Below are 22912 nucleotides of genomic sequence, written 5' to 3'. Positions count from 1 at the left end.
ACAGCCATCGCGATTCCCTCCGAGCTTCCTCTCAGAGAATCACAACCAGCCAATTACGCAACAGGCCCCACAAGGGGGGAAGGAGAGGCGCCTCGTCACGGCATCAGCTGATATTCATAAAGCTTCTGGTAGAGCCCGCCCTGCTTGAGCAGCGTCTTGTGCGGGCCGCTTTCCACTACCTTGCCCTTTTCCAGCACCACGATCGTGTCGGCCTGGTGCACGGTCGACAGCCGGTGCGCGATCACGATCGTCGTGCGCCCGACGGTAAGCTGCTGCAGCGCGTCGCGGAACAGCGCTTCCGATTCAGCATCGAGCGCGCTGGTCGCCTCGTCGAGCAGCAGGATCTCGGCGTTGCGCAGCATGGCGCGCGCGATCGAAATGCGCTGGCGCTGGCCTCCGGACAATAGCGAGCCGTTCTCGCCGACCTCCGTGTCGTAACCCTTGGTCATGGCGCTGATGAAGTCATGCGCGTTGGCGGCCTTGGCGGCGGCGACCACCTCTTCGTCGGTCGCGTCCTCGCGGCCGAGGCGGATGTTGTGCATGACGGTGCCGGCAAACAGGAACGTGTCCTGGCTGACATAGGCGATCTTGCTTCTGAGCGAATCGAGCGTCGCGAACGAGATGTCCTGGCCGTCGAACATCACCTTGCCGGTCTGCGGATCATACATGCGCATGATCAGGTTCAGGATCGTCGACTTGCCGCTGCCCGACGGTCCGACCAGCGCCGTCATCTTGCCGGCGTCAAGCGTCAGGTTGAATCCTTCGAACACCGGAGGGCTTTCCGGATAGGCGAAGCTGACATCATCGAAGCGGATTTCGCCCGGACCGGGTTGCAGCGGCGTGGCGCCGGGTTTCTCTGCCAGCGTCAGCGGCCGGTCGGCGAGCTGGAACATCATGCGCACGCCGACAATGCCCGTCTCCAGCGAGATGCGGACGCGGGCCAGGCGCTTTGCCGGCTCATAGGCCAGCAGCAGCGCGGCGATGAAGGCCATGATGTTGCCCGGCATCTGGCCGCCCTGCAGCACCAGCAGGCCGCTGACCAGCACGGCGCCGGCAATCGCCAGCCCGGCCAGCGTTTCCATCACCGGGCTGGTGGCGGCTTCCAGCGTGGCGATGTTGTTGGCACGGGTTTCGACGTCCGACACCGCCTTGTGCATACGCTTGCGCATAGCGGCTTCGAGATTGAAGGATTTGACGACCCGCACGCCGATCGCCGTTTCCTGCATCACATGCACGATCTGGCCGAGCGAGATGAATTCCATCGCCGCGATCTTGCGGACGCGTCTCAGGATGCGGTTGACGCCGTAGATCGCCACCGGTCCGACGACGAAGCAGATCAGCGACAGCGCCGGCTGTTGCCAGACCATGACCATCACCAGCACAACCAACGTCACCAGGTCGCGCACATAGGACGTGACGACGAGGTCGAGCACGCTGCGCGCCGCCTGCGCGTTGTTGGTCATGCGGGTGATCAGGTCGGAAGACGAGGTCGAATGGTAGAATTCGATGCCTTGCGCCAGGATACGGTCGTAGATCTTGCGCTGCCGGTCGGCAATGATGGCATTGCCGACGCGGCTCATGAAATAGGTCTGGACGAAAGTCGCGATGCCCTTGAGAACAAAGATCGCCGCCACACCCCCGGCAATGAGGTTGACGCGGTCTATCCGCTTATAGACCACGAACTCGTTGGTGATTTCGCGCAGGATCCAGGCGCTTGCCCCCGTCATGAGGGCGACCACCAGCATCGACAATATGGCCGCGCCATAGCCGAACTTATGGTCGTGGAAGGATTCTCTTACCAGCCTCGCGATGAGGCGTTGGTTTTCCGTCGAGCGGAAGAAGCGAAACAACGGCCGATCCTATGGCTGGCTGTGAGAAATTCGGATTCGCCACAAGGGCGCGTGGCGGCTTATAGAGCGAGTTGAGGCCGGATGGAACCTTTCGCCGTCGAGGGAAAGAAAAGGCTGCGGCAGGCTGTCTTTTCGGTCACGATGGTTGCCGATTCCTGGAAAAGGGTGACGACAAATGGATTTCGACTTGATCGTGCGCGGCGGCACGCTGCCGGATGGCAGGATTGCCGATATCGGCATTGCCGGCGAGACCATCGTCGCGATCGAACCAAAGCTCCACGGTTCGGCGCCGGCCGAAATCGACGCGAGCGGCAATCTCGTCTCGCCGCCTTTCGTTGATCCGCATTTCCATATGGACGCCACGCTCTCCTACGGCATTCCGCGCATCAATGCGTCGGGCACGCTGCTGGAGGGCATCGCGCTCTGGGGCGAGCTGAAGCCGCTTTTGACGCATGAGGCCGTGCGCGAGCGCGCGCTCGCCTATTGCGATTGGGCCGTCTCGATGGGCCTGCTTGCCATCCGCAGCCATGTCGATGTCTGCGACGACCGGCTGCTCGCGGTCGAAGCCCTGCTCGATGTCAAGAAAACCGTCGCGCCCTATATCGACCTGCAACTGGTCGCGTTTCCGCAGGACGGCCTCTACCGCTCGCCGAATGCTCGTGAAAACACCATCCGCGCGCTCGACATGGGCGTCGACATCGTCGGCGGTATCCCGCATTTCGAGCGTACCATGGCCGAGGGCGCCCGCTCGGTGACGGAGCTTTGCGAGATCGCGGCCAAACGCGGCCTGATGGTCGACATGCATTGCGACGAGACCGACGATCCGCTGTCGCGCCATATCGAGCAGCTGGCCTATGAAACGCAGCGCCTCGGGTTGCAGGGCAGGGTGGCCGGCTCGCACCTCACATCGATGCATTCGATGGATAATTACTACGTCTCGAAGCTTTTGCCGCTCATCGCCGAGGCCGGTGTATCGGCAATCCCCAATCCGCTGATCAACATCATGCTGCAGGGGCGCCACGACACCTTCCCGAAGCGGCGCGGCCTGACCCGTGTCAAGGAGATGCAGGCGCTCGGCATCCGCGTCGGCTGGGGCCAGGATTGCGTGCTCGATCCCTGGTACTCGCTGGGCACCGCCGACATGCTCGACGTCGCCTTCATGGGCCTGCATGTCGCGCAGATGTCGAGCCCGGCCGACATGGCGCGCTGCTTCGACATGGTGACCAATGTCAACGCCGCCATCATGGGGCTCGATCATCTGGGCCTGGCGGTCGGCAAGCGGGCGAGCCTCGTCGTCCTCGATGCCGGCAATGCAAGCGAGGCCGTTCGCCTGCGCCCCGAGCGTCTCTGCGTCATCGCCAGGGGCAAGATCGTAGCGGAGCGGACCAGGCAGGAAACGCGGCTTTCGATCGCGGGACGGCCGGCGCAGGTGAACCGGCGGCATAAGGCGGGCTAGAACCAGCCGATTTCCGCCGCTGGTCTTACCGATGCTCCGGATTTCCCTCGTCAAACCGGCGGCATGCGGCTAGGGAGCGGCATGGCCTTGCTCGCCCGAAATTTCACGATCAGGAACATGTTGCTCGCCGGCATCCTGTTGATGCTGGCCGGCGACTTCATGTTCGCGCTGAACGACGCGATGGGCAAATGGCTGGTCGCTTCCTTTTCCGTCGGGCAGGTGGTGCTGATCCGCTCGATCGGCGCCTTCTTCGTGCTCGGCCCGATGATCGCCAACCAGGGCACGGCCAGGCTGTTTCACATGGACCGGCCGCTTTTGCAGGTCCTGCGCGTCGTGGCCACCACCGCCGATACCGGGCTTTTCTACGCCGCGGTCGTCTACCTGCCGCTGGCCGACGTGATGAGCTTCTATATGGCCGGGCCGATCTATGTCGCGGCGCTGTCGCACTTGCTGCTCGGCGAAAAGGTCGGCTGGCGGCGCTGGCTGGCCATCCTGGTCGGCTTCTGCGGCGTGCTGATCATCCTCAAGCCGTCCTCGGCGGCTTTCTCCATGTCATCCGGCTTCGCGCTGGTGGGCAGCATCGCCTTCGGCTTTGCCATCATCCTCGGACGCCTCCTGCGCGGCACCAGCGACACGACCTTGGTCACCTGGCAGACGATCGGCACGCTGATCGTCGGCGGCCTGCTTACCATCGGCACCTGGCGCACGCCGTCGGCGCTCGATTTCGGCGCCATGCTACTGCTCGGCGTCGTCTCCTGCGCCGCGCATCTGATGATTACGAGGGCGCTGAAGCTGGCGCCGGCCTCGACGCTGGCGCCGCTGCATTACACGCTGCTCCTGTGGGCTGTGGTCTTCGGCCTCATGTTCTTCGGCGATGTCCCGGGGCCGCGCATATTGATCGGTGCGGCGATCGTCGTGCTTGCCGGCCTGTTCATCTTCCATCGTCAGAAGGTGGTGGAGATCGAGGTGCCGCCCGAGAACGTGCCGAAGGGCGTGAATTAGACCCGGGCGACCTCGCCCAAGGCATTTCACGTTTTACGGAAACGGTGAAATGCCCATCTCCTTGTTCTGACGTAATTTCAGACGGAAAACCGCTTCATACTTTTCCTGAAATTGCTCTGGCCTTCGCTCGAAAAATATTTTCCCGTGCAAATCGCCTGCCGGGTGCAATCTGTAATTGATTCCGGCGGGACCGGCAGGATATCCATGGCCCGGAAAATTGCGCAATTGCGGGGGTAATCATGGGCAGTTTCTCTATATGGCATTGGCTTATAGTGCTGATCATTATCGGCGTGCCGTTGTTGTTTGTCTTGAGGGCGCCGCCAGCCGGCGTCAATCGTTTCGGGGACACCCCGCCTTCGATGAACTTTGGTGAAGCGATAGCAAGCTTCTTCCGAAATTATGTGAATTTTTCCGGCAGGGCCAGTCGCTCGGAGTTCTGGTATGCCTATCTGTTCATTGTCATTGTCGGCGTCATCATGATCGTTGTTGATGCCGTTGTTGGAAATGAATTTATCTCATCGATCTGGAATCTTGCCATCCTTTTGCCGACACTCGCCATGACCGCGCGCAGGCTGCATGACATCAACAGAAGCGGCTGGCACCAGCTGCTCGCGGGATTGTTCCCCATCGGCACCATCGCGCTCATCATCTGGTATTGCAGAAAGTCCGACGAAACAGGGTCGTTGAACGAGATCCAGAGGGTTTTCAGGTAGAGCGTCGCGACGGGTCTAGAGCATGATTCCGAAAAGTGGGAACCGGTTTTCGGAGAAAGATCATGCTCCCACAAAGAGTTAGATCGTGATGGCGATTCAACGAAACGCCATCACGATCTAGCCCAGGCGAACAGACGCCAGATGCCGCGAAAATTCCGCGGTCTCCATCAGCGCCTTGCAGCGGACAAAGCGACCGTCGGCATAGGCGCGGAAATCGTCGGCCGGATTGTCGTTGGCGAGCTGGATCAATCCCCAGAGCGTCCATAAAAGGTCGCACATCGCCTTGTAGATGACGATACGTCCGCGCGCCGCCGGCCTCGCCTCGCCGCCGAAATAGGCGCGCATCAGTTCCTCATCCTGGTCCGCATCGAACCTGCCCTCGACCGAAAGGTCGCCGAGGTCCCACAGCGGATCGTTCATGCCGGAATATTCCCAGTCGACGATCCACATCCGCTCGCCCGTATCGAGGAAATTTTCGCACAGCGGATCGCAGTGGCAGGCGGCGAGCGGGATGGCGTGCGCGGCAAGCGCGGCGCGCACCGCGCCTGCCTCGCGCACCACGTCGTGATAGCCGGCGGGCAGCGCCACGTCCTTCGTCGATAAGACCTTGAGATAGTCGTCGATCATCGCGAACAATTCGAAGCGGGAGGGGAACATCGCGCCCGAAGCATGCAGCTTGCGGAAGGCGTAGCCCGCTCGCGCGGCGCTGCCCGACCGCACCTTGAATTTTTCTGGCGACATCGTCTCGGCGCCGGCGATGAAGCGCGTCGCCATCAGGCCGGACGCAGGATCGGCATAGAGCACTTCGGGACTGACTCCGGCCTTGGCCGCCTCGCGCGCCGCAACCGCCTCGTTGGCGCGGTTGATATATTCTTGCGTGCCTTTGCCGGGAATGCGCAGACACGCTTCGCCGGCCCGGTAGACCATGTTGGTCAGGCCGCCCAAACGCTCCAGTGGTCCGTCATAGCCTGCCAGCGCCGGAATGGCGGCCAACGCGGCGCGCGCCTCCTCCATCGTCATCCCCTTTACCATCACACGATGTTTTACAGCGGAACGGTTCCACAGTTTTTACCGCTTGGCTACCATGCGGGTACGAATCGGCGGTGGGAGCAGAAATGGCGGACGGCAAGCACAGCGGCTCGCTAAGCGCGGCCTACGCCGCGAAGCGGCCTGAGGAAGTGGCGGCGATCTATGACAGCTGGTCCGAGACCTATGATGCCGACATGTCGGCCGCCGGCTATCGCCACCCGACGATCTGCCTGGCGCTGCTTACCCGCCACCTGCCGCGCGGCGCCGAACCCTTGCTCGATGCCGGCGCCGGCACCGGCCTGATCGGCGAATGGCTGGCCATCACCGGCTATCCGAAGGTCGAGGCGCTCGACATCTCGCAAGGCATGCTGGACAAGGCGGGCGCCAAGGGCGTCTACAGTGCGCTGCATCGCCTGGCGATGGGCGACGCTTTGCCCTTCGCCGACGGCGTCTATGCCGGCATTGTTTCGGCGGGCGTCTTCACTTCGGGCCATGTCGGGATCGAGGGGCTGGACGAGTTGATCCGCATCTGCCGTCCAGGCGGGATCATCGTGCTGACCGTCAAGAACACGCTGTGGCAATCAGGCTTCGCCGAGCGCATTGCCGGACTTGAGGCTCAGGGCAGGTTGAAGCGCGTCGAGGAAACGGCGCCTTACGCCTCGATGCCGGGCGAGTCCGAGACCGTGCCGAGCAGGGGGCTTGTGCTGCGCGTCAACTGACCGTTTCGTCGATCAGGCCTTAATCCTTGCCCCGGCCGGATCGTACATCGGCTCGAGATGGATCTTTGCCGGCGTGCGCTCCATCGCCACGACAAGCTCATAGTCGCCCGAGGCCAGAAAATCGTCGCTGACGCCGTCGGCATTGCGCACATAGCCGTAGCCGATATTCTTGCCCACCGTGTAGCCGTAGCCGCCGCTGGTCAGGTAACCGACCGGGTCGCCATTGCGCAGGATCGTCTCGCGTCCGACCAGCACGATCTCCGGGTCGTCAACCGTGAAGCCGGCAAAGCGTTTCATCGGCGGCTTGCCGGCTGCCTTCTCCAGCGCCCGGCGTCCGACGAAGTCGGTATTCTTGCGAAGCTTCACGGCCCAGCCGAGCCCCGCCTCCTGCGGCATATCGTTCGGCGTGATGTCGGAACCCCAGGCGCGATAGCCCTTCTCCAGTCGCAGCGATTCCAGCGCCCGGTAGCCGACCGGGCGAATGCCATGCGCATTGCCCGCCGCCATCAGCGCATCGAAAACCTCGCCGGTGGCGGCGATCGGCACATGCAGCTCCCAGCCGAGTTCGCCGACATAGGTGACGCGCAGCGCCTTCACGCTGTGGCCGGCTATTGCGATCTCGCGCGCATGGCCGAAGGGGAAGGCGGCGTTTGAGACATCGGCGTTCGTCACCGCCGACAGCACGTCGCGAGCGCGCGGCCCCATCAGCGACAGCGTGCCGAAATCCTCCGTGACGTCGGTCAGCCTGGCGTCGAGGCCGGGGCCTATATGGTCGCCGATCCAGGACAGGTCATGCGTGCGGAAGCCCGTGCCGGTGACGATGTAGAACCGGTCCTCGCCGAGCCGCGACACGGTGAGGTCAGCCTCGATGCCGCCGCGCTTATTGAGAAGCTGCGTGTAGGTCAGCCGTCCGACCGGCTTGTCGACATCGTTGGCGCAGATCCAGTCGAGCGCCTTCAGCGCGTCAGTGCCGGTCAGCTCGTATTTGGCGAAGGAGGACTGGTCGAAGATGCCGACCTTCTCGCGCACATGACGGTGCTCGTCGCCGACCGGGCCGAACCAGTTCTGGCGGCCCATCGAATAGACGTCCTCGGCGGCCGCGCCGTCCGGCGCGAACCAGTTCGGCCGCTCCCAGCCAAGCTTGGAGCCGAACACGGCGCGATGCATCTTCAGCCGCTCATAGAGCGGCGAGACGATGCGAGGGCGTCCGGAGAGATATTCCTCGTGCGGGAAGCCGATCACGTAGTGCTTGCCATAGGCCTCCAGCGTGCGGTCGCGGATCCAGTCGCGGTCGCGGTGCAGGCCGGAGAAACGGCGGATGTCGACCACCCACAGGTCGAGCGGCGCCTCGCCGTCGGCCACCCATTGCGCCAGCACCCAGCCGGCGCCGCCGCCGGACGCTATGCCGAAGGCGTTGAAGCCGGCGCCGACGAACATGTTGGCGCATTCGGGCGCTGCGCCGAGGATGAAGTTGCCGTCCGGCGTGAAGCTTTCCGGTCCGTTGATCATCTGCTTGACGCCGGCGGTTTGCAGAGCTGGAACTCGCGCGATCGCCTGGGTCATATGCTGTTCGAAATGATCGTAGTCGTCGTCGAACAGGCGGAACTCCCAGTCGTTCGGGACGTCGCCGCCGGGAAGTCCGGTTGCCCAGGCCTGCGGGTTCGGCTCATAGCCGCCCATCACCAGCCCGCCGACCTCTTCCTTGAAATAGGTGCGGCGGTCGGGGTCGCGGATCGTCGGCGCGTCGTTGGCAAGCCCTTCGATCTTCTCGGTAATGATGTATTGGTGCTTGACCGGCTGCAGCGGCACGTTGATGCCGGCCATCGCGCCGACCTGCCGCGCCCATTGCCCGGCGCAGTTCACCACCTTGTCGCAGGCGATGTCGCCTTTTGAAGTCTTCACCGCCGTGATGCGGCCGTCCTTCATCGTGAAGCCGGTGACGCGCACGTCCTCGAACAGTTTTGCGCCATGGAGGCGCGCGCCCTTGGCGAGCGACTGGGCGATGTCGGAGGGGCTTGCCTGCCCGTCGGTCGGCAGCCACGAGGCGCCGACAAGGTCGCTTGTCTCCATCAGCGGCCACATGCGCTTCACCTCCGCCGGCGACAGAAGCTGCATATCCATGTCGAAGCTTTTGGCCGTCGTCGCCAGCCGCTTGAACTCGGTCCAGCGGTCGGCGTTCGTCGCCAGCCGCAGGCACCCGGTCATCTTCCAGCCGGTCGCCAGGCCCGTCTCGGCCTCAAGGCCCTTGTAGAGTTCGACCGAATATTTGAGCACGCGCGTGATCGAGGCCGACGAGCGCAACTGCCCGACCAGGCCAGCGGCGTGCCAGGTCGAGCCGGAAGTCAGCTTGCCCTGCTCGAGCAGCACCACATCGGCCTTGTGGTCGCGCGCCAGATGATAGGCTGTGGAACAGCCGATGATGCCGCCGCCGATGACGACGATTTCGGCATGGCTGGGCAAGGTCATCATCTGGTTCCGTATTTCGTCCGGTAGTTGTCCAGGGCCGCGTCGAGCCGGACGAGGTTTTCCTCGCTATAGGCGACATAGTCGATGCCGGGCGCGTTGAGATAGAGCTCGGACACCATGCTCCACATCGCTTCGCGCAGCAGCGAGGCGCATTGCATGGCGGCATGCGAGCGGCGGATTTCGCCGTCCGGCTCCTTCATGAAATAGGCGGTCATGAAGGCGAAGGATTCGTCATCGCTCAGGCCGGCGTTCGAGGCGGCGCCGGCGAGGTCGAACATTGCCGTGTTGAAGCCGGCATACTCGAAGTCGATCAGCCACAGCCGCTTGCCGTCGTCGAGGATGTTAGCTGGCAAAAGGTCATTATGGCCGAAGACGATCGGCAGCAGTTTTTGCGCCCGCTCGAGCTCGTCCGCCAGCGCCAGATAACGTGGCAGCTCGCTCTTCTTGCGGCTGCCGCCCTCGTCCAGCGTGCGCGCATAGTCGCGGATGACGTGGAACACCCAGAACATGAAACCGGCGCCGGAGACATGCTTCGGCATCTCGCGGTGAAAGCCGCGCAGCAGCGCGGCCACGCGGCCGAGATTGGCCCGCACATCCTCTCCCAGGAGGGTCTTGGCGCCGAGAAATTCCGTCACCAGGATGCCGGGCTCGGCATAATGCACGGCCGGCGCGAAGCCCGCCGCATGCGCCGCCCGTGCCGTCATCACCTCGCGTTCGCGAAAGACATGGTGGAAAGGGAAGTCCTGACCGAAGCGCACGACATGCCGCCCGGCCGCGTCGGTGACAACAAAATTGGCGTTGCTGAGGCCGCCCGGCAGCGGCTCGATCTCGATGCCGCCGTTCCAGCACGGCAAGGCGCGGATGCGGTCTTCGGCACTCACGGCTTCGCTCCGGCCCCAACCGGTCCCGCGGAAAACAAGGCTGGGAGAACATGAAAAAGCCTCGTCGGTGCGAGACGCCAGGATCGGTATCCCGCACCGCACCGACGAGCCCCTTGGCCAGGTATGATATCCCGGCATCCGCCCCCGCGGATTCGATAAAAGCTCGCGCCTGGCTGGTTCCAGGCGATCTGGTCACTAGGTTGCGGCTCTGCCATCACCCTCCCGCGGCAGTTCCGAGCCTGTCACAAGGTCAATGTCACGCCAGCGTGGCAGCGCTGTCAATCCAAAAGCTGTGACCTTTTTTGGGTGTTTTGCCCGAAAATATAAGCGACTCCTTTCAAAGCGTCGGCAAAGCCTTAAATTCGGTCAGAATTCCCGGACACACCGATGATCCATTCGAAACGGCACGGCGAAATCCTGCGGCTCCTCAGCGAGGAGGGCACGATCACCATAGCCAGCCTCGCCGAGCGGCTCGGCGTCTCGCTGGAAACCGTGCGGCGCGATGTCAAGCCGCTCGCCGATGACGGGTCGGTGCTGAAGATGCACGGCGCCGTGGGCCTTGCCTCGATTGTGGGCGAGGCGCCGTTCGAGCGGCGCATGCGCGAGAATGCCGAAGCCAAGCGCCTGATCGCCAGGATGGTCGCGACCACGATCCGCGATGGCGAGGCGATCATGCTCGATACCGGCACGACCACATCCTTCCTCGCGCGCGAGCTGCTCGGCCATCGCCGGCTGACGGTGGTCACCAATTCCTCCGACATTGCCCGCACGCTGGCGACGGTGAACGGCAACAAGGTCTACATGGCGGGCGGCGAGCTGCGCAGCGATTCCGGCGCGGCTTTCGGCATTTCGGCGATCGAGTTCGTCAGCCGCTTTTCGGTCGATCATGCGGTGATCTCGATCGGAGCCGTCGATGCGGCCGCCGGCCTGACCGACTATGATCTGGACGAGGCGGAGTTCGCCCGCATGGTGCTGTCGCGCGGCCATCGCTCGCTGGTCGTCACCGACCATTCCAAGTTCGGCCGCCAGGGACTGGTCCGGGTCTGCGGCTTCGATGGCTTTTCCGAGCTCGCCACCGACCAGCCGCCGCCACGCGATATAGCCGCAGCGCTGAGCCAGGCCGGCGCCCGGGTCAGTATCGCCGCGGCCTGACGTCGCCCAAGGAATAAGAGCTAGCCGAATACCAGCGACTGGTGCGCCGCAACCCCGGCCATCGCGCCGCCCGACACCGCGAAGGCAATGTTGTGCATCAGGCGCGCGGCGTCTCCTGCCGCGAAGACGCCAGGCACCGATGTCTGCTGCTTGTCGTCCACGACGATCGCCTTGCCGAGCGGGCCTTCGTTGAAGGCGCAGCCCAGCTGCTCGGCGAGCGGGCTTGCCATCACGTTGCGCGGCGCGGTGAACAGCGCCCGCAGGCTCGCGGTGCGATCGCCGTCGAGCCTGACGACCAGACCGCCGGACCCGTCGTTCTGCACTTCGCTCACCTTGCCCGGCTCGAACCGGATGTTGCGCTTCTCCAATATCCGCGCCTGGTCAGCGTCCGGTTCGAACAAACCGTCGGCGAACAGCGTGACGTCGCCCCAGTCGGAGATCAGCTCGGCCTGGTGCAGCGACATCGGTCCGGTCGCCAGCACGCCGAGCGGCCCGCCGGCCACCTCGTAGCCGTGGCAATAAGGGCAATGCAGCACCGTCTTGCCCCAATGCGCGGCAAGTCCTGGAACATCCGGCAGGATGTCCCGGACGCCGGTGGCCAGCACCAGCCGCGTCGCACCGAAACGCTCGCCATCGTCCATCCGAACCTCGAATCCAGTGCCGGCAATGGCGGCCCGCTCGGCGCGGCCCTCGATCATCGTGACGGCGGGATAGGCAAGCAGCTGTGCCCTGGCCTCGCCGAGAATGTCTGCCGGCGCCCGTCCGTCCTGGCCGAAGAAGCCGTGCGAATGTTCGGCAAATCGATTCCGCGGCTCGCCGGCATCGATCACCAGCACCTTGCGCCGCCCGCGCGCCGCATACATGGCGGCGGACAGGCCGGCAAAGCTGCCGCCGACGACGATCACATCATACTGCATGGCTGGATACTCCAATGAGGTCATAACGGCGGCGGAAATCGGCCGTCAGGTCGGCCAGCGTGATATGGCTGAGCCTTTCCGCGAGCAGCCTTTCCGCCTCCAGGCGAAAATCATCAAGCACGGCGATCACCGCCTGCTCGACCAGGCATCCGGGGCTTTCCGGCTCGGTGCTGAACGGCAACAGCGTCTCGCCGAGCGCGGCGCTGATCTCGGCCAGCGAGATCTTGTCCGGCGCGCGGCCGAGTTGCCAGCCGCCGCCATGGCCGCGCGACGAGCTGACGATGCCGGCTTCACGCAGCCCGGCGATGGTGCGGCGCACCACCACCGGGTTGGTGTGGATGAAGCCGGCAAGCTGTTCGGAGGTCAGCGCCTGGTCGGGGGCCTCGGCCATATGGACGAGGATATGCAGGGTTGAGGACAGGCGGCTGTTGCGTTTCATGTAACTTAACTAGTTACGAATAGGAAGGTCGTCAAGTTTCGGAGCTTGCCCCACTTCCCAACGCCACGTTGGCCGGTGTTTAGTCCGGCCATGGCTTTCACCATCCGCCAATTGCAGTTCTTCGTCGCCGTCGCAGAGCAGGGCACCGTCTCGGGCGCCGCGCAGAACCTGTCGATTTCCCAGTCCTCGGTTACCGAGGCAATCAAGGAGTTGGAGAGCGATCTCGGCGTCGAACTCTTCGAGCGCCATCCACGTGGCCTCAACATCACCCACAAGGGCCATCAGTTCCTGCGCCACGCGACCAAGATCCTGGCCGATGTCTCCGATGCGCGCCGTTCTTTCTCCAGCGAGCAGGCGGCCGCCGGCGGGCGGCTGCAACTCGGCGTCACCTCGCTGGTCGCCGGCTATGTCCTATCCGACCTGCTCGCCCGCTACCGCCGCGCCTATCCCGGCGTCGAGGTCTCGGCAATCGAGGACAATGGCGATTATCTCGAGCACCTTCTGGTCGGCGGCAAGCTCGACATCGCCGTCATGGTGACGTCCAACCTGCGCGACCGCACGGCGCTGCAGTCGGAAATCCTGGAAGTCTCGGCCTACAGGCTGTGGATTCCGCTCAGCCACAGGCTCGCCAGCGCCGACATCATCGGGGTCAATGACATCGTCTCCGAGCCGCTGATCATGCTCACCGTCGACGAGATCGAGGAGAACACCGGCAAGCTGCTGTCGGCGATCGGCGCCAGGCCGCATGTCGCCTTCCGCACCCGCTCGGTCGAGGCAGTGCGCAGCCTGGTCGCCACCGGCGCCGGCGTGGCGCTGCTGCCCGACCTCGTCTACAGGCCCTGGTCGCTGGAAGGCGATCGCATCGAATCGCGCGACGTTTCCGGCTCGCTGCCGGTGGTCCAGGTCGGCACGGTGTGGCGTCGCGGCTCCGCCCTGCCGCAGGCGGCTCGCGATTTCATCGGCCTCGCGCAGTCGCAGCGCATGGTGCGCCAGCGGCCGTGATCCCGCAATTCCAGGAAAAGTGTGGAGCGGTTGGGTTCGGCGACTTCGCCGTAGCCTTCCGTCCGGAATGGTATCGATAAAACCGATATCGGCTTTCTGATAAATGAATTTGCGAAACCGGATTTTTCACCGCACTTTCGCTCAGGGAACAAAGCTGCGCCCCGAGAGCGCTGCCGTCGGAGCATGAAGCTCCGACCCTTGTAGTTTGCGCATGATCCTTTCCGAAAACCGAGCCGGTTTTCGGGGTCATGCGCCAAAATGGGAGATCGACGATGAATGCATTCCTGAAGTCGTGCACGGCGCTGACTGTCGCGCTGACTTTTTCCGGTCAGGCCATGGCCCAGGTCAAGGAACTCGGCAAGGGCGAGGGCGAGGTCAACATCGTTGCCTGGCCCGGCTATATCGAGCGCGGCGAGACCGACAAGAATTACGACTGGGTGACGGCTTTCGAGAAGGAAAGCGGCTGCAAGGTCAACGTCAAGACCGCCAACACCTCGGACGAGATGGTCTCCCTGATGAACGAGGGCGGCTTCGACCTGGTCACCGCTTCGGGCGATGCTTCACTGCGCCTCGTTGCCGGCAAGCGCGTGCAGCCGATCAACACCGATCTCATCCCGAGCTGGAAGACCGTCGACGACCGCCTGAAGGACGCGCCCTGGTTCACCGTCGACAAGGTCCATTACGGCGTTCCCTACCAGTGGGGTCCGAACATCCTGATGTACAACACCGAAGTCTTCAAGGAAGCGCCCAAGAGCTGGAACGTCGTCTTTGAGGAAATGAAGCTGCCCGACGGCAAGTCGAACAAAGGTCGCGTCCAGGCCTATGACGGCCCGATCCACATCGCCGATGCCGCCAACTATCTGATGTTCCACAAGCCGGAGCTCGGCATCAAGGATCCCTACGAGTTGAACGAAGACCAGTACAAGGCGGCGCTCGAGCTCTTGCGCACGCAGCGCACGCTGGTCGGCCGCTACTGGCACGATGCCGCGATCCAGGTCGACGACTTCCAGAACGAGGGCGTGGTCGCTTCCGGCTCCTGGCCCTATCAGGTCAATACGCTGGTCGCCGCCAAGAAGCCGGTCGCCTCGACCGTGCCGGAAGAGGGCGTCACCGGCTGGGCCGACACCACCATGATGGAAGCCGACGCCGCCCATCCGAACTGCGCCTATATGTGGCTCGAGCATTCGCTGTCGCCGAAGGTCCAAGGCGACGTTTCGGCATGGTTCGGCTCGCTCCCGGTCGTGCCCGCCGCCTGCAAGGGCAACGAGCTTTTGACCGACGAGGGCTGCAAGACCAACGGCTACGACAATTTCGACAAGATCAAGTTCTGGAAGACGCCGGTGTCGAAATGCGCCAGCCAGAACGACCAGTGCGTGCCCTATTACCGCTGGGTGTCTGACTATATCGGCGTCATCGGCGGCCGGTGAGTTCCCTTACCCTCCTCCTTGTGGGAGGGTCGACGCGTAGCGTCGGGGTGGGGGTCAGCATGGACGTTGGCGCCAACCACCCCCACCCGCGGCTTCGCCGCGACCTCCCCCATCGAGGGGAGGCAGGGCGCCGTGCGAACTCGCCTTCGTTTAACCGGCAACTGAACTGACTGGGCCCATGACCTCTGCCGTTTCCTTCAAACAAGTCTCGCGCCATTTCGGCAGCGTGCGCGCCGTCGACGCCGTCGATCTCGACATCGTGCCCGGCGAGTTCTTCGCCATGTTGGGGCCGTCCGGTTCCGGTAAGACGACGTGCCTCAGACTGATCGCCGGCTTCGAGCAACCGACGACGGGCTCGATCTCCATCTTCGGCGAGCGCGCCGAGGGCGTTCCGCCCTATCGCCGCAACGTCAACACCGTCTTCCAGGACTATGCGCTGTTTCCGCATTTGAATGTGCTCGACAACGTCGCCTACGGCCTGATGGTCAAGGGTGTCGGCAAGGCCGAGCGGCTGAAGGCGGCTGAGGAAGCGCTTTCGTTGGTGCGCCTGCCGGGCTACGGCGCGCGCCGTCCCGGCCAGCTCTCCGGCGGCCAGCGCCAGCGCGTTGCGTTGGCGCGTGCACTGGTCAACCAGCCCAAGGTGCTTTTGCTCGACGAGCCGCTCGGCGCGCTCGACCTCAAGCTGCGCGAGAACATGCAGGAGGAGTTGAGGTCGCTGCAGAAAGTGCTCGGCATAACCTTCGTCTTCGTCACCCACGACCAGGGCGAGGCGCTGTCCATGGCCGATCGCGTCGCCGTCTTCAACGACGGCAGGATCATGCAGGTCGGCACGCCGGAGGATATCTACCAGCGGCCGAACACGCGCTTCGTCGCCGATTTCGTCGGCTCGTCCAATGTGCTGCCGCCGGATTTCGTCCAGCGCTATTCCGGCCAGCACCGCTGGGGGAGCCTGCGTCCGGAGTCGATCCGCGTTTCAAGTGCGGCAAGCGGCGACGGTGTCGCCGCCCGCCTGGTCGGGACCAATTATCTCGGCGCCACGACGAGGCTGGCGCTCGATGCCGACGGGCTGAGGCTGCATGCGGTGGTGCCGGCGGGAATGGCGCTGCCGGCCGAGGGCGAGGCGGTGGTGCTGACCTTCAACCGCGACAACCTGCATCTGATGGACGAGCCGGCATGAGGAAGGTTTGCGCGAGGCGCCCCCCTCTGGCCTGCCGGCCATCTCCCCCTCTAGGGGGGAGATCAGCAGTTTCTCGGCCTCGCCAATCCTGTCACGTTGGCAACTGGCGAAAGCGGCCGCGACATCCAATCTCCCCCCTTGCGGGGGAGATGTCCGGCAGGACAGAGAGGGGGGCGAAGGATCGCGGCCTCTCCCCTGATCCCGTTCAACACGCGGCGGCGCCATGACCATCGCCGCTGCTCAATCCAACCCCACACCCGCCATCCTGCCAGGCAGCGGCGGCATGCGCGGCGCACTCTCCGACCTCTTCTGGCGTCGCCCAAAACTCCTGCTGCTGCTCATGTTGCTGCCGCCGCTTCTCTGGCTGGGCATCGTCTATATCGGTTCGCTGTTCGCGCTGCTCCTGCAGAGCTTCTTCTCGATCGACGAGTTTTCCGGCCTCATCAACCGCGAGTTCACGCTGAAGACCTATGGCGACCTGTTCCAGGCCGCCAATCTCGACATCATCCTGCGCACGGTGACGATGGCGGCGCTGGTCACGCTTGCTTCGGCAATCATTGCTTTCCCCATCGCCTATTATGCGGCGCGCTATGCGCGCGGCCGCTGGAAGGCGCTGTTCTATCTCGGCGTCATGCTGCCGCTGTGGTCGAGCTACCTGGTCAAGATCTATGCCTGGAAGCTGATCCTCGCCAAGGAAGGCATCCTCACCTGGCTGCTCGCCAAGCTCAACCTGCTTTGGCTGCTCGACGGCTGGCTGTCGCTCCCCGTTGTCGGCGGCAACTCGCTGTCGGTCTCCTTCACCGGCACGTTCATCGTCTTCGTCTATGTCTGGCTGCCCTTCATGATCCTCCCCGTTCAGGCCGCGCTCGAGCGCGTGCCCGGCAATCTGGTCGAGGCTTCGTCCGATCTGGGCGCCTCGCCGGGACAGACCTTCCGCAACGTGCTGTTCCCGCTGGCGCTGCCCGGCATCGTCGCCGGGTCGATCTTCACCTTCTCGCTGACGCTCGGCGACTACATCATCCCGCAGATCATCGGCACCTCGCGCCTCTTCATCGGCCAGGCCGTCTATTCGCAGCAGGGCACCGCCGGCAACATTCCTTTGGCCGCCGCCTTCACCGTGGTGCCCATCGTCATCATGGGCTTCTATCTCTGGGGCGCCAAGCGCATGGGGGCTTTCGATGCGCTCTGACCGTGGTCAATCTGCTCCGCTCGGCCTGAAGATCGCCGCCGCCTGCGGCCTGCTCTTCCTGCATTTGCCGATCTTGCTGATCTTCGTCTACGCCTTCACGACGGAAGAGAAGAGTTTCGTCTGGCCCCCGCCGGGGCTCACCACGCAATGGTTCGCCGTCACCTGGAACCGGCCGGATGTCTGGGAGGCGCTGTCGCTGTCGGTCCGTGTCGCCGCCATCTCCACGGCGATCGCGCTGGTGCTCGGCACGCTCTGCGCCGCGGCCGTCTCGCAGACGCGCTTCTTCGGCCGCGAGGCCATCTCTTTGCTGGTCATCCTGCCAATCGCGCTGCCCGGCATCATCACCGGCATTGCGCTGCGCTCGGCCTTCGCGCTCGCCGACATCCCGTTCTCGTTCTGGACGATCGTGCTCGGCCACGCAACCTTCTGCGTGGTCGTCGTCTACAACAACGCCGTCGCCCGCTTCCGCCGCACGTCGGGCTCTATGATCGAGGCTTCGATGGATCTCGGCGCCGACGGTTTTCAGACCTTCCGGCATGTCGTGTTGCCGAACATCGCAACCGCGCTGCTTGCCGGCGGCATGCTCGCTTTCGCGCTGTCCTTCGACGAGGTCATCGTCACCACCTTCACCGCCGGCCAACAGCAGACCGTGCCGATCTGGATGCTGGAGGAACTGATCCGCCCGCGCCAGCGCCCGGTCACCAATGTCGTGGCCATGGTCGTCGTGCTGGTGACGCTGCTGCCGATCCTCTTTGCCTATTACCTGACCCGCGACGGCGATCAGATTGCGGGCAGTGGAAAATGAAAAACAGCGAATAGGGAGTAGCGAATAGCAAATAGCGAATAGGGAAATCGATGGCCAAACCCTACTCGCTATTCGCTACTCCCTATTCGCTCCTGTTAAGGGAGAAATCCAATGGACACCCAAATGCTGATCGGCTCGAAATTCGAGAAGGGCACCGAGGCCGAGGAGCCGATCCTCAATCCGAAAACCGGGGCGACGATCCTCAACCTGCCGGAGGCGAGCCCCGCGCAGATCGAGGCTGCCGTTAGTGCCGCCGAACGAGCGTTCGTCAGTTGGTCGCGCACCACGCCGGCGCAGCGCTCCGGCTACCTGCTCAAGATTGCCGACCGCATCGAGGCCGAAGCGAAGGAGTTCGCCCCGCTCGAGGCGCTGAACTGCGGCAAGCCGATCAATGCCGTGCTCAATGACGAGATTCCGGCGATCGTCGACTGCTACCGGTTCTTCGCCGGCGCGGTGCGCTCGATGCCGGGCCAGGTGGCCGGCGAGTATATTCCGGGCCACACCTCGATGGTGCGGCGCGACCCGATCGGCATCGTCGCTTCCATAGCGCCCTGGAATTATCCACTGATGATGATGGCCTGGAAGCTGGCCCCGGCGATCGGCGGCGGCAACACGGTGGTCTTCAAGCCGTCGGAGCAGACACCGCTGACGGCGCTGAAACTCGCGAGGATCCTTTCCGAGATCCTGCCCGAGGGCGTCGTCAATGTGGTGCTCGGCCGCGGCGACAGCGTCGGCAACACGCTGATCAACCACCCCAAGGTCAACATGATCTCGATCACCGGCGATGTCGCCACCGGCAAGAAGGTGCTGCAGGCAGCCGCCAAGTCGGTCAAGCGCACGCATCTGGAGCTCGGCGGCAAGGCGCCTGTCATCGTCTTCGATGACGCCGACCTCGGCGCCGTGGTCAACGGCCTGCGCGCCTTCGGCTATTACAATGCCGGCCAGGATTGCACCGCCGCCTGCCGCATCTATGCCGGCAAGAAGATCTATGACAAGCTCGTCGCCGACCTCTCCTCCGCGGTCTCGACCATCAAGTACAACCAGCCGGACGATACGGACAATGAGATCGGGCCCCTGATCTCGCGCCGCCAGCGCGACCGTGTGTCGAGCTTCGTCGAGCGCGCTTCGGAACTGAAGCACATCGAGATCACCACCGGCGGCAAGCCGGGCGAAGGCTCCGGCTTCTATTACCAGCCGACGGTCGTCGCCGGCGCGCTGCAGGAGGACGAGATCGTGCGCCGCGAGGTGTTCGGTCCGGTCGTTTCGGTCACCCGCTTCGCGGATGTCGACGAGGCGGTGAGCTGGGCGAACGACAGCGACTACGGCCTTGCCTCGTCGGTATGGACCAAGGACGTCTCGCGCGCCATGGCGACCGCCGCCCGCCTGCAATATGGCTGCACCTGGATCAACACCCACTTCATGCTGACCAACGAGATGCCGCATGGCGGCCTAAAGCAGTCCGGCTACGGCAAGGACATGTCGCTCTACGCACTGGAGGATTACACCGCCGTGCGGCATGTGATGGTGGCGCACGGGTAGGCTCCTTTTACCTCTCCCCTTGTTGTGGGAGAGGTCGGATTGCCCCGATTTGCTCTTCGCAAATCGGATGGCAATCCGGGTGAGGGGTAGCTTGGCGCCAAGCTGGAGCACCCCTCATCCGTCTCGGCGCGGCGCGCCGAGCCACCTTCTCCCACAAGGGGAGAAGGCCGGGCGGCGCTCAGGCCACTACTCCACGATCCGGAAGATCGTCCATTTGCTGGTGCCCGACACCACATAGGGCTCCAGCTCCTTGCCCCATTTGGCATGCGCGTCGATCTTGGCGATCTTGGCGAAGAACTCCTCCAACTGGGCCAGGCTTTCGACCTGGTGGTGCGCCTCGATCGTCGCTTCGCGCGCGCCCACGGAACCGGTCATGAGCTGGAACTTCATGTCGGCGAGCCCGACCTGCGACCCGATCTCACGCTCCCATTTGCGCATCAGCTCGAGCGCAGTCTGCTTGTGACCGAACTTGGCGTCGATCTGCCATCTGGCACTGAACATTTTGGTTCTCCTCCCTGATTTGCGGTTGAGCCCGCGGTTGATCTATTCGTCCCAAGCCTGCACGACGGTCTGGCGTGCGATGCGGCCGTTCTTCAATTCCAGCATCGCCGCGCAGAACACCTTCGTGCCGTCCGGATAGGCGCAGGCTTGGGTGAAGGCGAGGCTGTCGCCCTCGGCGATCGTGGTGTCGACTTTGTGGGTCATCGCCCGGCTGCAGATATCGTCCCAGAAGGTGCTGATCGCCGCCCGGCCGCGGATCTCGCGCGGCTTGCTCGGCGGATTGTTGCGGTCGATCACCCGCACCAGCGCGTCGTCATTGTAGAAGCTCGACAGGAGCTTGCCGTCACGGCCTTCGATCGCCTTCTTGATCGCCGCGCCGTCCACTGTCTGTGTCTTGGTCAGCATGTCATCCTCCATGTGCCCGTCTTCTCGATCGGGCTGTTGACGAGGGAAGGACTGCCCGGCGATCATCGTCGGGCAGGAATTTCGTTCACTGCGACTTGGCCTTGACGGCCGCGAACACGTCGTCTGTCTGTTTCTTGAAGGTCGCCAGATCGACCTGGCTGCCGTTGAGCATCGTCGACCAGTGGCGCACGATCGCCGCCATGGCCACCGCCTCCTTGATCTCCTCGTCGCTCGCGCCGTTGAGCTTGGCGGCCTCGGTGTGGAAATAGATGCAGTACTGGCAGGGGATCTGCGCGGCGACCGCAAGGCCCAGCAGCTCCTTGGTCTTGCCGTCGAGCGCGGTCTTGGGGTTGAGCTGCACGCCCTTGATCTCGGCCCAGGCGCCGGCGACCGCGACGTCCGGCAAGGTCTTGAACATGTCGGGCACCGAGCCGAGGGTGGCCTGGATGTCCTTGTAGGCGGCGCTGGCCGAAGCGTCTTCGGCATGCGCCGGAGTGATGGCCAGCAATGCGCCCGCGGCGAATGCCAGCAATCCGATCTTGCGATTGAGTTTCAGCATTTCATCCTCCATTTCGCAGCGCCCTTTCGGCGACATCGCCCGGCCTGCATGGGGTGAATTGGTATCGCTTGTGGCAGCCCCGGCGCTTCCCCCGAAAGCGCCATGGCTCTCATGGCCCGTCCGGGCCAGTGTGCCTCGCCGAAAATGCCGCCGCCGCCGCCCGCGACGGCAGATCGAGCTTCAATAGAATGTTGGCGACGTGCCGCTTGACCGTGTGCTCGCTGAGGCTGAGCTCGGCGGCGATCGCCGCATTGCTCTTGCCATCGGCGATCAGGTTCACCACCTCGCTCTCGCGCGCCGTCAGCGCGGGCGGCTCGGCCGGCCTGGCCCCGGGCCGGCAGGCGGGCTCCAGATGCTGCTCCGACGTCGCCAGAACCGCCGGCATGGGCTCATCCAGCTCGAGGCTGACGCGGCCGGCATCGACGAAATGCAGGCCGGACCCTGTTGCGAGATCGGCGACCAGCCGCGAGGCGAGGATGTCGCCGCGTCCGGCATGCGTGGCGAGTTGCATCGTCACCCGCGCCGTCAGCCCGACCGGCTGGCCGCGCATTTCGATCTCGCCGACATGCACACCTTGCGCGCTCGCCACGCCGATCTGCTGCGCCGCCTCGCGCAATGCCGCGGCGCAGCGCACGGCGCGCGCCGGCCCATCGAAGCGCGACATCATCAATTCGCCATGCGTGCCGACCGTGCGGCCGCCATGGCGGCCGACAAGAAGCCGCCAGGTTTCCTGGAAGCGCTGGCTGCGCTCGCTCCACATGCGATCGCCGAGCCTGGCCGTGTCGTAGATGCGCGTCACCAGCAGCGCTGCCAGCACGCGCTCGGTGTCGGCCACCGCGGGCTCGCCGGTGAGGCATTCCTCGATCAGGTCGGCCACGCGATCGACATCGCCGGTCCAGATCGGATGATCGCGCCCGGCTATCTCGACCAGCCGGGCATGCGGGATCTTCTTCGCCAGGAAGCGGCTGGCGTCAGGATCGACACGGACGTCGTTGCGGCGATGGATGATCAGCGTCGGCGCGCTGATCATCGCCAGGATGCCACGCACATCGATATCGGCGTTCATGCGGGCAAGGGCTGCCGCGGCGGTCGGGCTCGCCGACAGCCGCTCGAACCGGGCCCACCACTGGGCGAAATGCGCATCGTCGACACGGCCAGGCGCGAAATTGGGCAAGGTGGCGCCGGTGCCCCACGACGTCTCCGCCGTCTCGATGAAGGCGTCCAGCCGCTCCGGCGGCATCACCCATTTGTGGAAATGCGCATAGCCGCCATAAAGCACCAGCGCGCGCGTCCGCTCCGGATAGGTGGCGGCGAACAGCATCGCCATCGGCGCGCCTTCCGAGGCGCCGAGGATCGCCGCCCGACCGCTGCCGGCCGCGTCCATCACCGCGCGCACGTCGTCCATGCGGGCCTCTAAGCTCGGCAGATGACGGGCATCGACACGGTCGGAGAGCCCGGTGCCGCGCTTGTCGAACAGGATGAGCCGCGAGAAAGCCGAAAGCCGTTTCAACAGGCGGCTGTAGCCTTCGTCTTCCCAGTGCAGGTCGAGATTGGAGATGAAGCCCGGCACGAACACAAGATCGAACGCGCCTTGGCCGACCACCTGATAGGCGATCCGCACGTCCCCGCTGCGGGCATATCGCGTCTCGATCGGCCTCACGAGTTTCCGCCCGGCCCGACGATT

The 22912-nt window shown here is 64.2% G+C and carries 21 protein-coding genes; 11 read left to right on the top strand and 10 right to left on the bottom strand.

Features of this window, described 5'->3' with window-relative positions; genetic code table 11:
• Positions 1-95: 95 nt before the first annotated feature.
• Entirely contained in the window at positions 96-1850 is a 1755-nt protein-coding gene (locus LB529_RS22270; RefSeq protein ID WP_224712355.1) for an ABC transporter ATP-binding protein, read from the bottom strand.
• A 175-nt stretch (positions 1851-2025) separates the two neighbouring features.
• Here LB529_RS22270 and LB529_RS22265 point away from each other — a divergent pair, with 175 nt between their 5' ends.
• The 3 genes from LB529_RS22265 to LB529_RS22255 all read left to right on the top strand — a co-directional run bounded on the left by LB529_RS22265 (position 2026) and on the right by LB529_RS22255 (position 5021).
• Complete coding sequence (locus tag LB529_RS22265) at positions 2026-3306, top strand: amidohydrolase family protein (protein ID WP_224712354.1); 1281 nt, start codon at positions 2026-2028, stop codon at positions 3304-3306.
• Between the two features lie 81 nt (positions 3307-3387).
• Positions 3388-4308 (top strand): DMT family transporter, encoded by a 921-nt coding sequence (locus tag LB529_RS22260; RefSeq protein WP_224603179.1) that lies wholly within the window; start codon positions 3388-3390, stop codon positions 4306-4308.
• 239 nt (positions 4309-4547) lie between these two features.
• A complete protein-coding gene (locus tag LB529_RS22255) occupies positions 4548-5021 on the top strand; it encodes a DUF805 domain-containing protein (RefSeq protein ID WP_095766076.1) in 474 nt (157 codons plus the stop codon).
• Positions 5022-5138: 117 nt separating this feature from the next.
• On the opposite strand, the gene LB529_RS22250 is transcribed toward LB529_RS22255, so the two are convergent.
• Positions 5139-6041 (bottom strand): phosphotransferase family protein, encoded by a 903-nt coding sequence (locus LB529_RS22250; protein ID WP_224712353.1) that lies wholly within the window; start codon positions 6039-6041, stop codon positions 5139-5141.
• A gap of 95 nt (positions 6042-6136) precedes the next feature.
• On the opposite strand from LB529_RS22250, the gene LB529_RS22245 reads away from it, so the two are divergent.
• Positions 6137-6769 carry a class I SAM-dependent DNA methyltransferase gene (locus LB529_RS22245; RefSeq protein WP_224712352.1) on the top strand — a complete coding sequence of 211 codons (633 nt, stop codon included), beginning with the start codon at positions 6137-6139 and terminating at the stop codon, positions 6767-6769.
• Positions 6770-6781: 12 nt separating this feature from the next.
• On the opposite strand, the gene LB529_RS22240 is transcribed toward LB529_RS22245, so the two are convergent.
• Positions 6782-9235 carry an FAD-dependent oxidoreductase gene (locus LB529_RS22240; protein ID WP_224712351.1) on the bottom strand — a complete coding sequence of 818 codons (2454 nt, stop codon included), beginning with the start codon at positions 9233-9235 and terminating at the stop codon, positions 6782-6784.
• Positions 9235-10116: a phosphotransferase gene (locus LB529_RS22235; RefSeq protein ID WP_224712350.1), complete on the bottom strand. Its 882-nt coding sequence runs from the start codon at positions 10114-10116 to the stop codon at positions 9235-9237. Before LB529_RS22235 ends, LB529_RS22240 begins: the two co-directional genes overlap by 1 nt.
• Before the next feature lie 387 nt (positions 10117-10503).
• Between LB529_RS22235 and LB529_RS22230 the strand changes: the two genes are divergently transcribed.
• Positions 10504-11268, top strand: a complete 765-nt coding sequence (locus tag LB529_RS22230) for a DeoR/GlpR family DNA-binding transcription regulator (protein WP_224603169.1) — start codon at positions 10504-10506, stop codon at positions 11266-11268.
• 20 nt (positions 11269-11288) lie between these two features.
• Here LB529_RS22230 and LB529_RS22225 read toward each other — a convergent pair whose 3' ends face one another.
• On the bottom strand, positions 11289-12185 hold the full coding sequence (locus LB529_RS22225; protein WP_224603167.1) for an NAD(P)/FAD-dependent oxidoreductase: 897 nt from the start codon (positions 12183-12185) through the stop codon (positions 11289-11291).
• Positions 12175-12624, bottom strand: coding sequence for an RrF2 family transcriptional regulator (locus tag LB529_RS22220; protein ID WP_224603165.1), 450 nt, complete (start codon positions 12622-12624; stop codon positions 12175-12177). Before LB529_RS22220 ends, LB529_RS22225 begins: the two co-directional genes overlap by 11 nt.
• Before the next feature lie 90 nt (positions 12625-12714).
• On the opposite strand from LB529_RS22220, the gene LB529_RS22215 reads away from it, so the two are divergent.
• The 6 genes from LB529_RS22215 (at position 12715) to LB529_RS22190 (ending at position 19763) form a co-directional block, all read left to right on the top strand.
• Positions 12715-13626, top strand: a complete 912-nt coding sequence (locus LB529_RS22215) for a LysR substrate-binding domain-containing protein (RefSeq protein ID WP_140629159.1) — start codon at positions 12715-12717, stop codon at positions 13624-13626.
• Between the two features lie 272 nt (positions 13627-13898).
• A complete protein-coding gene (locus LB529_RS22210) occupies positions 13899-15053 on the top strand; it encodes an ABC transporter substrate-binding protein (protein ID WP_224545149.1) in 1155 nt (384 codons plus the stop codon).
• Positions 15054-15231: 178 nt separating this feature from the next.
• The gene (locus LB529_RS22205) at positions 15232-16230 is read left to right on the top strand and encodes an ABC transporter ATP-binding protein (RefSeq protein ID WP_224603160.1); all 999 of its coding nucleotides are present in this window, start codon (positions 15232-15234) and stop codon (positions 16228-16230) included.
• A gap of 223 nt (positions 16231-16453) precedes the next feature.
• Positions 16454-17419 carry an ABC transporter permease gene (locus LB529_RS22200; protein ID WP_224603159.1) on the top strand — a complete coding sequence of 322 codons (966 nt, stop codon included), beginning with the start codon at positions 16454-16456 and terminating at the stop codon, positions 17417-17419.
• Entirely contained in the window at positions 17409-18224 is an 816-nt protein-coding gene (locus LB529_RS22195) for an ABC transporter permease (protein ID WP_140629170.1), read from the top strand. The genes LB529_RS22200 and LB529_RS22195 overlap by 11 nt, the downstream gene beginning before the upstream one ends.
• 111 nt (positions 18225-18335) lie before the next feature.
• Positions 18336-19763, top strand: coding sequence for a gamma-aminobutyraldehyde dehydrogenase (locus tag LB529_RS22190; RefSeq protein ID WP_224712349.1), 1428 nt, complete (start codon positions 18336-18338; stop codon positions 19761-19763).
• Between the two features lie 186 nt (positions 19764-19949).
• Here the strand turns inward: LB529_RS22190 and LB529_RS22185 are convergent, their stop codons facing one another.
• From LB529_RS22185 to LB529_RS22170, 4 genes are all read right to left on the bottom strand, one after another.
• Positions 19950-20264: a hypothetical protein gene (locus LB529_RS22185; RefSeq protein ID WP_095766062.1), complete on the bottom strand. Its 315-nt coding sequence runs from the start codon at positions 20262-20264 to the stop codon at positions 19950-19952.
• Positions 20265-20306: 42 nt separating this feature from the next.
• Positions 20307-20669: a nuclear transport factor 2 family protein gene (locus LB529_RS22180; RefSeq protein WP_027166011.1), complete on the bottom strand. Its 363-nt coding sequence runs from the start codon at positions 20667-20669 to the stop codon at positions 20307-20309.
• Positions 20670-20754: 85 nt separating this feature from the next.
• Complete coding sequence (locus tag LB529_RS22175; protein WP_224526914.1) at positions 20755-21228, bottom strand: carboxymuconolactone decarboxylase family protein; 474 nt, start codon at positions 21226-21228, stop codon at positions 20755-20757.
• Positions 21229-21337: 109 nt separating this feature from the next.
• Entirely contained in the window at positions 21338-22888 is a 1551-nt protein-coding gene (locus tag LB529_RS22170; protein ID WP_224712348.1) for an alpha/beta fold hydrolase, read from the bottom strand.
• Positions 22889-22912 lie beyond the last annotated feature (24 nt).

Origin of the sequence: Mesorhizobium sp. CA5, from assembly GCF_020165105.1 — a bacterium.
In the GTDB taxonomy this organism is placed as follows: domain Bacteria; phylum Pseudomonadota; class Alphaproteobacteria; order Rhizobiales; family Rhizobiaceae; genus Mesorhizobium.
The sequence above is the reverse complement of the archived record's forward strand: the minus strand, read 5'-3'. Positions and strand labels throughout refer to the sequence as shown.